The 14,831-nt window shown below is 24.7% G+C and carries 17 protein-coding genes; 6 read left to right on the forward strand and 11 right to left on the reverse strand.

Annotation, left to right across the window (positions count from 1 at the left end; translation table 11 throughout):
- Nucleotides 1-1,173 carry a transcription termination factor NusA gene (gene nusA / locus ALANTH_RS01490; protein WP_026803087.1) on the reverse strand — a complete coding sequence of 391 codons (1,173 nt, stop codon included), beginning with the start codon at nt 1,171-1,173 and terminating at the stop codon, nt 1-3.
- Between the two features lie 149 nt (nt 1,174-1,322).
- Between nusA and ALANTH_RS01495 the strand changes: the two genes are divergently transcribed.
- The 4 genes from ALANTH_RS01495 to ALANTH_RS01510 are packed head-to-tail and all read left to right on the forward strand — an operon-like array spanning nt 1,323 to nt 5,087.
- Complete coding sequence (locus ALANTH_RS01495) at nt 1,323-1,565, forward strand: HP0268 family nuclease (protein WP_026803088.1); 243 nt, start codon at nt 1,323-1,325, stop codon at nt 1,563-1,565.
- Between the two features lie 19 nt (nt 1,566-1,584).
- The gene (gene miaB, locus ALANTH_RS01500; protein WP_026803089.1) at nt 1,585-2,889 is read left to right on the forward strand and encodes a tRNA (N6-isopentenyl adenosine(37)-C2)-methylthiotransferase MiaB; all 1,305 of its coding nucleotides are present in this window, start codon (nt 1,585-1,587) and stop codon (nt 2,887-2,889) included.
- Nucleotides 2,889-3,500 carry a lysophospholipid acyltransferase family protein gene (locus tag ALANTH_RS01505; RefSeq protein ID WP_026803090.1) on the forward strand — a complete coding sequence of 204 codons (612 nt, stop codon included), beginning with the start codon at nt 2,889-2,891 and terminating at the stop codon, nt 3,498-3,500. Before miaB ends, ALANTH_RS01505 begins: the two co-directional genes overlap by 1 nt.
- Before the next feature lie 12 nt (nt 3,501-3,512).
- Nucleotides 3,513-5,087 (forward strand): hypothetical protein, encoded by a 1,575-nt coding sequence (locus ALANTH_RS01510; protein ID WP_026803091.1) that lies wholly within the window; start codon nt 3,513-3,515, stop codon nt 5,085-5,087.
- Between the two features lie 5 nt (nt 5,088-5,092).
- Here ALANTH_RS01510 and mqnE read toward each other — a convergent pair whose 3' ends face one another.
- The 6 genes from mqnE to thiS form a co-directional block, all read right to left on the reverse strand.
- Nucleotides 5,093-6,154 carry an aminofutalosine synthase MqnE gene (gene mqnE / locus ALANTH_RS01515; RefSeq protein ID WP_026807275.1) on the reverse strand — a complete coding sequence of 354 codons (1,062 nt, stop codon included), beginning with the start codon at nt 6,152-6,154 and terminating at the stop codon, nt 5,093-5,095.
- A 6-nt stretch (nt 6,155-6,160) separates the two neighbouring features.
- Complete coding sequence (locus ALANTH_RS01520; RefSeq protein WP_026803093.1) at nt 6,161-6,478, reverse strand: hypothetical protein; 318 nt, start codon at nt 6,476-6,478, stop codon at nt 6,161-6,163.
- Nucleotides 6,475-7,122, reverse strand: a complete 648-nt coding sequence (locus tag ALANTH_RS01525) for a carbonic anhydrase (RefSeq protein ID WP_026803094.1) — start codon at nt 7,120-7,122, stop codon at nt 6,475-6,477. Before ALANTH_RS01525 ends, ALANTH_RS01520 begins: the two co-directional genes overlap by 4 nt.
- Nucleotides 7,109-8,212 (reverse strand): aminotransferase class I/II-fold pyridoxal phosphate-dependent enzyme, encoded by a 1,104-nt coding sequence (locus ALANTH_RS01530; protein ID WP_026807276.1) that lies wholly within the window; start codon nt 8,210-8,212, stop codon nt 7,109-7,111. Before ALANTH_RS01530 ends, ALANTH_RS01525 begins: the two co-directional genes overlap by 14 nt.
- Nucleotides 8,213-8,402: 190 nt before the next feature.
- On the reverse strand, nt 8,403-8,735 hold the full coding sequence (locus tag ALANTH_RS01535) for a YraN family protein (protein WP_026807277.1): 333 nt from the start codon (nt 8,733-8,735) through the stop codon (nt 8,403-8,405).
- Between the two features lie 2 nt (nt 8,736-8,737).
- Nucleotides 8,738-8,938, reverse strand: coding sequence for a sulfur carrier protein ThiS (thiS, locus tag ALANTH_RS01540; protein WP_026803097.1), 201 nt, complete (start codon nt 8,936-8,938; stop codon nt 8,738-8,740).
- 179 nt (nt 8,939-9,117) lie between these two features.
- On the opposite strand from thiS, the gene pyk reads away from it, so the two are divergent.
- Nucleotides 9,118-10,608: a pyruvate kinase gene (gene pyk, locus ALANTH_RS01545; RefSeq protein WP_026807278.1), complete on the forward strand. Its 1,491-nt coding sequence runs from the start codon at nt 9,118-9,120 to the stop codon at nt 10,606-10,608.
- A 21-nt stretch (nt 10,609-10,629) separates the two neighbouring features.
- On the opposite strand, the gene ALANTH_RS01550 is transcribed toward pyk, so the two are convergent.
- Both ALANTH_RS01550 and ALANTH_RS01555 read right to left on the reverse strand, forming a co-directional pair.
- Nucleotides 10,630-11,265 carry a response regulator transcription factor gene (locus ALANTH_RS01550; RefSeq protein WP_026803099.1) on the reverse strand — a complete coding sequence of 212 codons (636 nt, stop codon included), beginning with the start codon at nt 11,263-11,265 and terminating at the stop codon, nt 10,630-10,632.
- Nucleotides 11,266-11,290: 25 nt separating this feature from the next.
- Nucleotides 11,291-12,868, reverse strand: coding sequence for a sensor histidine kinase (locus tag ALANTH_RS01555; RefSeq protein WP_157833591.1), 1,578 nt, complete (start codon nt 12,866-12,868; stop codon nt 11,291-11,293).
- A 148-nt stretch (nt 12,869-13,016) separates the two neighbouring features.
- On the opposite strand from ALANTH_RS01555, the gene ALANTH_RS01560 reads away from it, so the two are divergent.
- A complete protein-coding gene (locus ALANTH_RS01560) occupies nt 13,017-13,163 on the forward strand; it encodes a hypothetical protein (RefSeq protein ID WP_155522206.1) in 147 nt (48 codons plus the stop codon).
- A gap of 105 nt (nt 13,164-13,268) precedes the next feature.
- Here ALANTH_RS01560 and ALANTH_RS01565 read toward each other — a convergent pair whose 3' ends face one another.
- Together ALANTH_RS01565 and ALANTH_RS01570 are read right to left on the reverse strand one after the other, a co-directional pair.
- Nucleotides 13,269-14,261: a hypothetical protein gene (locus tag ALANTH_RS01565; RefSeq protein ID WP_026807279.1), complete on the reverse strand. Its 993-nt coding sequence runs from the start codon at nt 14,259-14,261 to the stop codon at nt 13,269-13,271.
- Between the two features lie 2 nt (nt 14,262-14,263).
- On the reverse strand, nt 14,264-14,782 hold the full coding sequence (locus tag ALANTH_RS01570; protein ID WP_172658487.1) for a hypothetical protein: 519 nt from the start codon (nt 14,780-14,782) through the stop codon (nt 14,264-14,266).
- Nucleotides 14,783-14,831: the final 49 nt, after the last annotated feature.

Below are 14,831 nucleotides of genomic sequence, written 5' to 3' on the forward strand. Positions count from 1 at the left end.
TTACTTAAATAGTGCCTCTAATGATGAAGCATCACTTGATTTTACTTCATTCTCAATATTATTTACATTTGAAATATCTTTTTTAGATTCAATTTCAATTAACTCTATATCATATTTTGTAAGCATAGAAGCAAGTCTAATATTAAGCCCAGCTTTTCCTATAGCTTTTGATTTTTGATCACTAAATATTGTAACAACAGCTTTTCCTTTATCATTTCCTTTTGGGGCAAATTCTATTTTTACACTATTTACTATTGCTGGAGATAATGCTCTTGCTATAAACATTTCTGGAATACTTGAATATTCAATACAATCTATGCTTTCATTATTTAATTGGCTTGAAACAGAGTTTATTCTTACTCCTTTTACTCCTACAATTGCTCCAATTGCATCTATTTGAGGACTTGTAGTCGTAAGAGCAATTTTTGATCTAGTTCCTGGTATTCTAGCACTTGCTTCAATAATGATTTTTTCATCTTTTAATTCTGGAACTTCTAATGTTAAAAGGTTTTCTAAAAATTTAGGACTTGTTCTTGATAATTCAACAATAAGTCCTAAAGTTTTATCTATATTTACAGATTTTACAACTGCATTTAAAGTATCTCCAACTTTAAAGTTTTCACCTTTAATTCTATTTTTTCTTTGCAATACACCTTTAATTTCACCAATTTCAATATATGTACTATCATTTTTATCAATTCTTGTTACAACTCCTGAAACAGTTTTCCCTATTTTTTCTTTATATTTTGATAAAACATTTTCTTCAACAAATCTTTGAAGTCTATATTCAAAGTTGCTAGATAAAATAGTTGCAGCATTTCTTCCCATATTTTCAAACTCTAATTCATAACTTACAAAATCACCTATATCTAAATCAGCATTTATATTTTTTGCATCATCAATATTTATGAAATTTTCTTTATTTATAAGATTACCTTCTTTATCTTTTGTATCTTCATTTAATCTAATATCATCATTTGATACAACTTCAATTTTTTGAAGAAGAATTAGCTTTTTATTTGTTCTATCAATAGTTGCATCAAATATTAAAGAATAGTCAACCATCTTTTGTGCAGTTTTTATTAAAGCTTCTTTTAATGCATTTTCAACATCAGTAATTTTAAGCCCTTTTTCATAAGCAATAGAGTCTAAAATATCTATTATTTTATCCATAATAATTTTCCCTTTTTTAACATTGAAATGATAATTGTGATTTTTCAATGCGAGTTTATGACAATAGTATATCAAAAATACCTTTTATACAAATTAAAGCAATTTTTGAATAAAATGTCCGATTAATTATCAATAAAAAGGTTTAATAAATGGAATTATTACTTGCTAGAAATGAGTTAAATGAAAAACCAAAAAAAGTACAGTTAGAGAAGATAAAAGAGGAATTAGCTAAAGATAAGCAAAAAATTTTCTATTTTGATAAAGATAACTCTCATAAAGATATGATGGCATTGGTTGAGGCATTAGAAAAAGAGGGATACAACATCTATTTTAGAGAAATAAAATATGGTTTAGCTGATGACGAGTATATGTATGAGGTTCATGCACTTTAATTATTAAGTGTTAAAAAATATGAGTAAAAAACTATTTATACAGACTTTGGGTTGTCAGATGAATGACACAGATAGTCAACATATTCAAGCAGAACTTGAAAAACATAAAGGCTATATAAAAACTGATAAACTAGAAGATGCAGATTTAATTATTATAAATACTTGCTCAGTAAGAGAAAAACCTGTTCAAAAACTATTTTCTGAAATAGGGCAATTTAATAAAAAGAAAAAAGATGGTGCAAAAATTGGAGTTTGTGGATGTACAGCTTCACATTTAGGACAAGATATTATAAAAAGAGCACCTTACGTTGATTTTGTTTTAGGAGCTAGAAATATCTCAAAAATAAAAGATGTTGTTGATATAAAAGGTTCAGTTGAAGTTGCTATAACAAATGATGATTCACAATATGAGTTTGCAACTGCAAAGTCAAATCAATATAGAACAAGTGTTAATATATCAGTTGGCTGTGATAAAGAGTGTACATACTGCATTGTTCCAAGCACTAGAGGAGAAGAAATATCAATTCCTCCTGAAATGATAGTTTCTCAAATAAAAAAAGCAGTTAATCAAGGTGCTGTTGAAGTAATGCTTTTAGGACAAAATGTAAACTCTTATGGAAGAAGGTTTAGTGATAAGCGAGGAAAATATAGTTTCACTAAACTTTTACAAGATATATCAAAAATTGATGGTTTAAAAAGAATAAGATTTACATCTCCTCATCCACTTCATATGGATGATGAATTCATTGAAGAATTTGCTAGAAATGATAAAATATCAAAATGTATTCATATGCCACTTCAAAGTGGCTCTACTACCATTTTAAAAGCTATGAGAAGAGGTTATACTAAAGAATGGTTTTTAAATAGAGCATCTAAACTTAGAAATTTAGTCCCAGATTTAAGAATTACAACAGATATTATTGTTGCTTTTCCAGGAGAAACTCAAGAGGATTTTCTTGATACTTTAGATGTTGTAAATCAAGTTAAATTTGATCAAATTTTTAATTTTAAATATTCTCCAAGACCAGGTACAAAAGCTTTAGAGTTTAAAGATAAAGAGATAGATGATGAAATTGGAAGTTCAAGATTAACGCAACTTATAGATATTCATAAGAGATATTTGGAAGAGTCAATGCCAAAACTTGTTGGACAAACACTTAATGTTTTAGTAGAGAGTCTTAAACCAAATGGCGAAGTAACAGGTTATACAGATAATTATTACCAAGTTTTTGCAAAAGGTAGTGATGAGTTATTAGGTAAATTTGTAGATATTAAAATTACAAGTGCAACAAGAACAGCATTAAAAGGCGAAGTTGTAGAATAATGTGGAAATCATTTAAAAAGAAGTTTGCACCATATTTACTTTATTTGGTAGTAAAAATTATATATGCTACAAATAAAAAAACTTATCACCATCCAAAAGATAATAACGAACCTTTTGTACTTTGTATGTGGCATGGAGATTTACTTTCACAAATTTTTAATTACCATCAATTTAGAAACTATGGTAATGTAAGAGCAATGATTAGTGAAAATAGAGATGGAGAAATAATTGCTAAAATAGCATCTTTATTTAATTGTGGGGCTATTAGAGGTTCTAGTTCTAAAGGTGCTACAAAAGTGTTTATAAATGCTTTGAAAGAGTTGAAATTGGGTAATGATGTAGCAATAACTCCAGATGGTCCACGAGGTCCAAGATATAGTATTGCAGATGGAGTTGTATTAATTTCACAAAAGAGTGGAAAAGATATAAGATGTTTTAATGCCATTCCTACAAAATACTGGCAGTTTAAATCTTGGGATAAATTTGTTTTACCAAAACCATTTGGTAAAATAGATTTCTATGTAAGTGAATCTTTTAGTGTAGAAGGTTTAGAAGTAGAAGAGGCAAAAAATGTAATCAAGCAAAGAATGTTAGTTCATTCTTTAAAATAATTAGGGATGCTTATGTTTAAAAAAGAGACTTTTTTTATCAATGCTGTAAAGCAAAATAATCAGCTAAAAATTGAATACAAAAAATACTTAAATTCAAAAGAACAAAGTAGTGATAATTCTACTTTTTTAATTGAAGGAGATATATTACCTGATAATATTGTTCAAAAATTAAATACTTGGCAAAGAGATAATGATTTTAGTTATATTTCAACAATTCTTTTAAGTGATACTACTAAACTTGTTCCTAAGGCAGTGTCTTCTAAAATAAAAGATTGTGAAATTGTAAATTTTAATGATTTATATGATATTGCTGTTTTAAAAACAACATTATTTGAAACTCAAAATTATTTTGCTAAAACGGGAATAGATTTTATTTATTCAGCTTTTCATATTATAAATTTACATATACAAAAGCATAAATCTAAAAATGAGCTATTGTTTTTTATATATCATAATAGAGCATATATTTTAATTGTAGATAAAAATAGTGTTATAGTTTATAATGAAGTTGTTGATTTACTAACTTTTGATGCTGTGAGAAGAAGCCATTTTTATCAAGATGATTTAGAAGGGCAAAAGCTTTATGATGAACTTTATTATTTAGAACTCATTGAACTCTTACAAAAAATATTAAAAGATTTTCATCAAAAACATAAGGATGTTTTTGTACAAAAAGTATCAATACTTTTTAATTTACGTAATCTAACAAAAGAGCAGTTATCTAGTATTAGTCAAGAATTAATGTTAAAAGTTGATGATTATACTATTGATATAGATGAAGAGTTATTTAAACTTTCACAAGATAATTTAAATCAAAAAAGTTTTATAAAACCTAGAAAAAAGAAAAAAAGAAGAGATCCTAGATATATATTTTTAGTAATTTTATTTGCATTATTATTTTTTGGTGCATATAAAATATATAGTATGATTGATTTTAAAAATATTGCTTTAAAACTAAATTTGATTGAGGCAAAAAAAGAGATAATTTTAGACAAACTTCCTGATCATATTTTAAATAATAGTAAGAAAGAGTTGAGAATAGAATCTATTTTTAAATCAATTCCAAATAATTTGATGATAAATAAACTTACTTTGAACTCAAATGATTTAGAGTTAAAAGTTCTTGCAAAAGATGATGAAAGCTTAAAGCTTTTAAACTTAGCTTTAAATTCTATATATGCAAACGTAGATTCAAAAAAAGTTGATGAAAAACAACAAAATGATTTTGAAGCAGTTGTTATTGCTAAGAATGAATTAGAATTAAAAGATGTTACATATAAAGTATTTACAAAAGACTATTTACAAGATGAAGAATTTGATGTTGAAAGTATAAATGAACAGCTCAAAATACTACTTCCAGAACACTCAATAATAAAAATTATTGATAGATATGATGCTTCAAAAGTTTATGTTTTTGCTTTTAGTGTAAATACAATAATAAAAGAACCTAAAGATTTTTTTGATTTATTAACAGCAATAAATAGTGAGTTATATTCTATAACTTTAGCAAATCCAATAGTTATGAAAAATACAGATTTAGGAATAGAAGTAGAGTTTGTTTTAGAGTTTAATCAGCTAAAAAACTAAAAGTTTTACCAAACTTTTAGTTCATTATAAATACTATCTCTTTCAACTGGAATAAATCCAGAGTTTCTTATAAGCTCTATAAACTCATTTTGCATAATTCCTTTAGAACTAGCAGCTCCAGCGGCACTTTGAATAGATTCTTTTTCTATTGTTCCATCTACATCATTTGCTCCAAATTCTTGAGCAATTAAAGCTAGTTTTACCGTTGAAGTTGCCCAATATGCTTTTATATTTGGAATATTATCAAGCATAATTCTTGCTATTGCATAAGTTTTTAATATCTCATGAGCAGTTACAGGTTCTTTTACTTTTAAATAATTATTTTGAGTTTGAAAGACAAGTGGAATAAAAGCATTAAATCCATTTGTAATATCTTGTAAATTTCTAAGTCTTAACATATGATCAATTCTATGTTCTCTTGTTTCAATATGACCAAAAAGCATCGTTGCATTACTTTTTTTTCCTTTTTCATGCCAAAGCTTATGAATTTCTATCCATTGATCAGAACTAACTTTCCCTCCACAAATTCTTTTTCTTACTTTTTCATCAAATATTTCAGCTCCACCACCTGGCATTGAATCTACACCATAGTTAATCATTGTATTTATGATATCTTCATAGTTCAAATTATATTGTTTACTTAAAAAATGAATCTCAGCAGCTGTTAGAGCCTTTATATGAATATGAGGAAAATTTGTTTTTATTTTTTGAAAAATTTCCATATACCATTGAAGTCCAGTGTGTGGATTATGTGCAGATACTATATGAACTTCTTTTATATCATTTTTTGAAGAGTTTTTTACAATATCTAAAATCTCTTCATGAGTCAAAGTATATTGATTTGGATTTTTTCTACTTGCACTATATGCACAAAATTGGCAAACATCTTTACAGATATTTGTTGGATTTATATGGCGGTTTATATTAAAGTATGTTTTCTTTTGATGTTTCTCTTCTCTAATTCTATTTGCATATTTACCCAAAGTTATTAGATCAAAATCATAAAGTTTTATACCATCTTCATAAGATAATCGTTCATTACTTTCAAGTTTATTTAAAATATCCATACCTTCCTACTTACAATCAAAATCTTTTGTATATGAGTTATCTTTTTCATGATGAACAAATCCCATACACTTTTTTTGCATATCTTTGTCATAAAAAACTATTTTGTATACACTACTTTTTATTCTTGTCTGAATATCTTCTACATTTAGTTTATTTACAACTTTTAAATTTTCTATATTTTTATGTCCTAAAGTAACTAAAATCTCACTCATCTTTTGTGTTTTTAATGTTTGTAAAATAAAAAATATTCCAAATGATAAAATTATAATAATAGAGATTATAACAACTGTCTTTTTAGGTAATTTTCTTACTTCATAATTCATTTTTTATAATCTTCTAAAGGTTTAAATGTACAGTCAATACCATCATAATAATCTATTGTTCCATCTTCAATTTTGTAATACCAACCATGAATTTGAAGCTCACTATTTTTAATTTTTTCTACAATATAAGGAAAACTCAAAAGATTTTCCATTTGATATACAATCGATACTTTTTCAGTTGTTCTATAAATATGTTCTTTATCTTCTTTATTTGGTGCTGCTAACAAAGTATATTCTTTTGCTTTTTTACCTAGTTCTAACCATTTTTTTACATTTGTTAGTTCAGGAGAATTTTCTAAATCTTGATATAAACTTTTACAAGCTCCGCAATGTGAATGCCCACATACTATTATATGTTTTACATTCAAAACATTTACAGCATATTCAATAGCAGCTGAAGTTCCATGGTAGTCATTGTCAGGGTTGTATGGAGGTACAAAATTTCCAACATTTCTTAATATAAATAAATCTCCTGGTTTTGTATCTAACATTAAATCTGGAGTTACTCTACTATCACTACAACCTATAAATAAAACTTCTGGTTTTTGACCAGTTTTTACTAATTGTTTTAAATCTGTTTCATATTCTGAAAATCTTGCTTCTCTAAATTTCTTATTTCCTTTTATTAAATCATTTATTTGCATTGAGTTCCTTTATTGCATTGCATACTTGAATTAAGTCACTATTTGACACATCAATTTTTGCTATAAGTCTAATTATTGCATTTTTTACTGTTGGTTGCCTAATTGCTCCAACTAAAAAGCCTTTTTGTTTTAAAGATTTTTGTATCTCCAACACTTTTTTATTGTCATTTACTAAAATTGGAATAATTAGTGATTTTGAGTTTATTCCTAAATAGCTTTGAATTATAGTTAATTTTTGTTTAATTTTTTGACTTAATTGTTTTTTATTTTTTTGAATATATTTTAGACTTTCAAGTCCTAATGCCGTATCAAAAAGTGATGGGGCTGTTGAATATATAATGGGTTTTGCTCTATTTTGTAAGAATTTTATAATATTTTTTGAAGCAAGAATATAAGCTCCATAAGAACCATAAGCTTTTCCTAAAGTTCCCATTTTAATATGATTATTTGTTGGTTTTATATTATAATAATCAAAGATACCTAAAAGATTTTTACCTAAAACTCCAGAGCTATGAGCTTCATCAACTATTAAAAGAGTATTATATTTATCTGCAATATCAAAAATTTCTTTTTTTGCTAAATCTCCACCCATAGAGTAAACACCTTCTATGGCTATTATTTTTCTTCCAGTCCTTGTACAAGTATTGATTTTTTCTTCTAAATCTTTTTCATCATTATGATTAAAAATAATAACTTGAGAATGATGTAAAAGTTTTGTAGCTAAGATACCACTTGCATGATATTCTTCATCAATAAAGAGTGTATCACTTTTTCGTGTTAATGCTTCAATCATAGAAATATTTGCTAAAAATCCACTTCCTACTATTATTGCATCTTCAAAATTATTAAATAAAGATAATTTGTTTTCAAACTCTTTATGTATTTTGGAGTATCCATTTACAAGCATTGATGCTTTTGGACTAAAATAATGATTATTTAGAACTCTTTTATAAGCTTTTTTAAAAAGCTTTTTATTTGTAGAAAGTCCTAAATAGTCATTTGATGCTAAATCAATCAAATTATTTTCAAAAACTATTCTATTTCTTAGACGATTTGATTTTTCTATAGATTCTAACTCTTTTTCGTACAAAAATATTCCTTAGATAAAGTTATAATGTTATCTAAAAACTAATATTAGGAAGATTAAATAAAGAATTTTAAAATTTTAGAAAAATGCTAGATTGTTGCTATTAAAATAAATTATAATTCTTATCTACTAATTAAAAATAGTTAGGGAGAGAGACCAAAGGTGTTTATTGCGACCTTCACCTTTGGTTATTCTATATAGTTATATTTTCAATCATATTTATTTTATTTTCTGTTACTATGATAGCATTAATACAAAAAGCATAATTAATATTTTTTATTTGTATATAATATTCAACACTTTTTTTTATTCTTGATAGTTTTTGTTTTGTTAAGTTTAATATTGCAGTTTCGAAGTCTAAAGCAGATTTTACTTCAAAGAAGTAATAAATATCATCTTTAATTGAAATAATATCTATTTCACCCATTTTCTTTGCATAAAAATTTGTTTCTATTATTTCAAATTTATTATTCTTTAAAAAGAGAATAGCTTCTTTTTCAGCTTTATCTCCTTTTAATTTACTCATATTCATCCCCCACCAACAAAATTTAAAAGCTCTATAGCATCATTTTCTTTTGGTTTAAATGTATTCCAATTGTCTTTTTTTACAATATCCATATTAACTGCAGCTGCCATAACTTTATCTGTAATTTGTAAATTATCAATAATTTCTTGTAGTGTCAAATTTTCTATAAACTCTTTTGATTGACCATTTATAATAAGTTTCATAAACTAACCTTTAATATATTTTAAAAGTCTAAATTATACAAAGACTTGCCTTATTTTACTTAGTATTGGTTTTATAATCAATTTTTTATATATTTTAATTAAGTAATAGTCATTTTATATGTAATTATAAAGTAATCAATAATGTAATATAATTTTAAAATAGTAAAAAAGGAGACTTTATGGAAAAAAAGACAAAAATTTTAGCAACTTTAGGGCCAGCAAGTAATAGTTTAGAAATGATTGAAAAGTTAATTGATGCTGGGGCAAATATGTTTAGATTAAACTTCTCTCATGGAAGTCATGAATATCACTTAGAAACTTTAAATAATATTAGACAAGCTATGAAAAATAAAAAAAGAGCAGTTGGTATTTTACAAGATATTTCTGGACCAAAGGTAAGAGTAGGAGATTTAAAAGAGCCATTTCTACTAGAAAAAGACGATATTGTAATTTTTGAAAAAAGTGAAATAATAGGATATAAAAAAGCTGATAAAGAATATGTTGTAAGTATAAACTATCCAGATATTTTAGGAAAAATAAAAGTTGATGAATATATATATCTTTATGATGGAACAATAAGAGCTAGAGTAATAGAAACAAAACCAAAAGTAAAAGCACAAATTGAAAATAATGGAACACTTTCTAGTAGAAAAGGTGTTAATTTTCCAAATACTGTTATTGATATTGAAGTTATTACAAAAAAAGATGAAGTTGATATTGCTTGGGGTGTGGAAAATAAAGTTGATTATTTTGCAATATCATTTGTACAAAATGCAAAAGATATGCTAAGAGCTAGAAAACTTCTAGGAGATTATAAAGGGAAATTAATTGCAAAGATAGAGAAGTTTGATGCAGTATCAAATATTGATGAAATCATAGATGCAAGTGATGGAATAATGGTAGCAAGAGGAGATTTAGGAATAGAGGTTCCTTATTATGATGTTCCAACAATTCAAAAAATGCTTATTAAAAAGTCAAATGCAAAAGGAATACCAGTAATCACTGCAACTCAAATGCTTCTATCAATGACACAAAATGAAAGAGCAACAAGAGCAGAGATTTCTGATGTTGCAAATGCTGTTTTAGATGGAACTGATATTGTAATGTTAAGTGAAGAAAGTGCAGTTGGAGAAAATCCAGAAAATGTTGTTGAAACAATGCATAATATTATTTCACAAACTGAAAAAATATATAATCATGATAAAAGGTATAATTTTTCATATTTAGATGAGTTTGATGTAATTCAAGCAACAGTTACAAAATTAGCTGATGATTTAGGAGCAGATGGAATTTTATCTCTTACAAGTAGTGGAACTTCAGCTAGAAAAATGTCAAGATATAGACCAAAAACTCCTATATATACATTTACTCATGATAAAGCAACACTAAATTCTTTAACTGCACTTTGGGGAGTTGAACCTGTAGGTACACTAAAAGAAGCACAAGCTTCTAAAATGATACAAAAAATGTTAAGAATGCTAGAAAAAAAAGAAGTTTTAAAAAAAGAGGGACTTTATATAGCAACAGTTGGTTATCCAGTTGGAATACCTGGAAGTACAAATACTATTAAAATTTTAACTTCTGGTGAAATAGAATACTATATGAATTTTAAAGAAAATAGAGAAAAATATAAAAAAGAAAAAAAAGCAACAAATGCTAAAGAAGAATAAAAAAGAGAGTTTAAAACTCTCTTATTTTATAAAATATCCTTCATCTGTATTATTAAAAATAAGTTCTTTTGGAAGTTTTTTTCTTAGCCTTTTTATTAGACTTCTAATAGCATCTAAACTTGTACATTCTCCATCATAAACAAAATTTTCTATTAGACTATAATCAACAGTTTTACCACAGTTATTTATAAGAAGCAATAAAAAGTTTTTTTCATTTTTTGTAAGTTTGATCTCTTTATTTTTACATAAGAGTTTTTTAAATTTTTTATCAAATATAATATCTTCATCAAATTTAAAAATATCACTATCTTTTTTAAATTTTGTAAGTTTAAAAAGTAATTCTTGTATATTAAAAGGTTTTTTAATATAGTCATCACAACCTTTTAAATAAGCATCTTTAATTGTAGAAATATCTATATTTGCACTCATTATTATCACAATTGATTCTGGATTTACTTTTTTTATTTTTTCTAAAAGTAAAATACCATTTAGATTTGGTACAAATATATCTAATATAAAAAGGTCATAACCATTTATAATATTTTCAAGTGCAACTTTCCCATCATAAAAAGAATCTACATCAAAATCTTCTGTTTCTAGCATATCTTTAATAGACTCATTTAGAGCAAAATCATCTTCAAGTAAAAATATTTTCATAAAAATCCCCTATATTAAAATGAAATTAAGATAATATATATCTAAATGTATTGATTGAGTTTTGGCTTTCAACTTCAATTTGAAAGTTATATTTTTTACAAATATCACTAACTATTGCGAGTCCTAAACCATGACCACCAGTATTCTTGTCTTCTCTTTTATATCTTTTGAAAATTCCTTTAGGATTATGTATTTTTTGCCCATTTGAATGAAATTCTAAAATATTATCTTTTAATACAATATTTATTGTTGAACCTATATATGAATATTTTATAGCATTTGATATATTGTTATCTACTAATCTATTTAATTCAATTTTTCCCATTTTCACAAAATAATTATTCGCAATATCTAATTTTATAATTCTATTTTGTGTTTGTGCAATGGTATCAAAATATTTAACACGATTTTCTAAAGCTTTTTTTAGATTAATATCTATTATTTCATATTCAATTTTATCTTTAGTATGTAAGAAAGTCATATCTTCATAAGAATTTTCTAAAGTTCTTATTGCCCCTTCTATTTTATTTGTAAATTTATCACTTCCAAATAATTTTTCTCTTAGTTGAGTATTTATACTTATTATTGAGAGGGGAGTTTTTATTTCATGGATTGAATGTGCAATAAATTTATCTTTATAATTTAATAAAAGCTCAATAGTTCTTAATTTATATATTAAAAATATTGTTAATGCTCCAATTATAAACATAAATATAGATAATAATCGAATACTTAGGATATCTCTTTGGTATGCATTTTCATTAAAGGTTATTCCAAATATTAATTTTACTTTATCAAATATAGGACTATTTTGTATAGAATAAATCATATGAAGATAATCTTTACCAGCTTTTTCATCATAAGATTGGTACGTATAATCTTGTAAAATATTTAGCATTCTTTCTGCTTTTTGGAATTTTATTTTCATATCATCATTATTGGATTCAGATGATTTTGTTCCTTTAAATGTAAAATTCCCAATATAATCATCAAAGTATATAAAAGATTCATAAGCTTGAATATTTGAATTACTGTTTAGAAAATTTTGAAGTTCTTTTAATTCTTCTCCTACATCATTATAACTAAATGAAAGTTGTAGAATTTTATTTGAATTTGGAATATAGGTATTAATGTAACTTGCAAATTTTTGAAATTTATCCATATACTCTGGAACTGAAACTTCCAATGGAAAAGTTTTATAAATATTTTTTAAGTAACTTAAATCTAAACAAATATCAGAAGATATTGAACTATTTTCAACCATCATATTTTCATTTAAAATATGTAAATCAAAAGGTTTATCTTTAAATTCTTTATTTAATTCATAATGAATTGTATCTAAACTAAAACCACTTTTTATAAGTTCTATAGCAAGTGAATTTTTTTCTAAAATAGTATCTTTTATCAAAGAGTATTTATACAATACTTGAGTTAGTAATACACTACTTTTCTCTTTGATTTGATAAAATACAACTTCTTGGTTTTTTGATTTATTAAGACTTATATTTTTATATAATAAAACATATACAAAGATTGTAAATATTAAAAGAATAAAAATATTAATAAATAAAATTGTTGATGATTTTGGTAGTCTTATTTCCAATTCTTCTCCTAAAAAAAGAGATTTTAGGCAAAAAATACTTAAAATATCTAAAATATAAAAAAAATTATTTTTTGCCATTCCATTGACATTTTCATTTTGTATAATTCTTTTAGCCAATAGGTTAATAAGAACATGACAAGGAAAGCTAGTGAATAATTCAAAAGTTTTAAATAGTGTTTTTATAGTACGAGTATCATCTTATCAGGGGCTAGTGTTAGGGGTTAAAACTTTTCTTAATGATCATATTGATGAAGAGTTTGAAGAAGATGATGATCAGAATTGGATAAAATTATAAATATAGTTTTTATTAATTTAGAAGGCTAACCTCATTCTATATTCATTTAATTAAAATGGAAGTTAAAAAGAGTATATTCTCTTTTTAGCTCTAACTTAAAATATTTTAGAAATTATCTATAATTCTTTTTTTTTCTAAAGTTTGAGTAGTTTTTAATTTTTCTTGATATTCATTAGATATTTTGTAAAGTTCATCAATTATTGGCTTATATTGTTCTTTTAACTCTAGCTTAGCTTCATTTAAAGCTTCTATAATTTCTTCTTTAAAATCTTCTTTATTTATATATTCATCAACATTTATAACAATAGCATCTGTTCCAAACCAAGCAATTGTTCCAAAAGCAATACCACAAATTGGTGCTGCAAATCCACAAGCTATTCCTCCACTTGCAGCTGTTGTACTAGTTGTTAGTTTAGCAGCTGTTTTACCAGCAGATTTTAGTGCAATTTTTGCTGATATTTTTGATGTTATTGCAATTGTTAATTTAGTAGCTATTGCACCAGCTATAACTGTTGCTTTCATATCTATAAGATTTGTTTTTAGGTTATTTTCTATATTTAATTTTAGATTATCTAAGCTATTTTTATTTAATTCTAAATCTATGTCTTTTGTTGCAAGTTTTTGTGTATTCTTTAAATGCTCCTCTATTTTTAAATAAGAACTATTTACTATATCAATTGAAAGTTGATTTATATTCTTTTCAAAATCTTTACCTAAAAGCTTTTCATTTATAATTTTATTTATATCACCAAAAGCAAAGGCAAAAAGTTGTGTGTATTCTCCTAGAATACTATAATGAAAATCTAAATATTTATCTAAATTATTTTCTATTAGGTTATCAAAAACTCTATTTATATTTTTATCAATATTTTCATCTATATTAACTTTTATTATTTCAAGATTTTCTAAAATTTCATTTTGATATTTTTCAATATTTTGTTTTATTGTATCAGTTAGAATTTCTTGAAATCTTTCTGTAATAGGAGTTTTTTGAATAAAGTTTTTTTTAGTTTTTTCTTGATTTATCAAAGCAAATATAAGAATTACTAAACTAATAAAAGCTAAAACTATTATTGTATTCCAAAAGTATTTACTCATACTTATTCCTTTATCTTTTTGCTAAAACTTATTATCTGTACAAAAAATCGGTTTATTCCTATGATAGATAAAGTATTTATAAATATAAATAAAATCCAAATAGTAGTTTTTAAATAAGAGTTATCTATGATTTGTGAACCATACTTTGTAAAATACCAAAAGTATGTATCCAGTTCTATTTTTAATCTGAGAATAAAATCTAAATATTGACAATTTGAAGCTAGAGTATTTGTTGCTAGTTGTAAACTCTCTTCTAAGTTATTACTTAGATAACTTGGTTCAAAACTATTGAGAGTATAAAATAAAAATATTATAAACAGAATAAAAGATGATATTTTTATTGTTATTTCTTTTATAAATATATCTAAATATTCTTCTTTTACAATATTTGAAAATAATGAACTTAATTTATTGTATAGAAAAAATAAAAATATTATAAAAATTACTAAAAAAATATAAAAATACCATTTAAATGATAATACGCTATAAATTATAGTAATAGTATAAATACACGATAACAATATATAAAAAATGAAAGTTAGATATGGACTTATTACTATGTTGGCTAAA

This window comes from Aliarcobacter lanthieri (genome assembly GCF_013201625.1).
GTDB classification, from domain to species: domain Bacteria; phylum Campylobacterota; class Campylobacteria; order Campylobacterales; family Arcobacteraceae; genus Aliarcobacter; species Aliarcobacter lanthieri.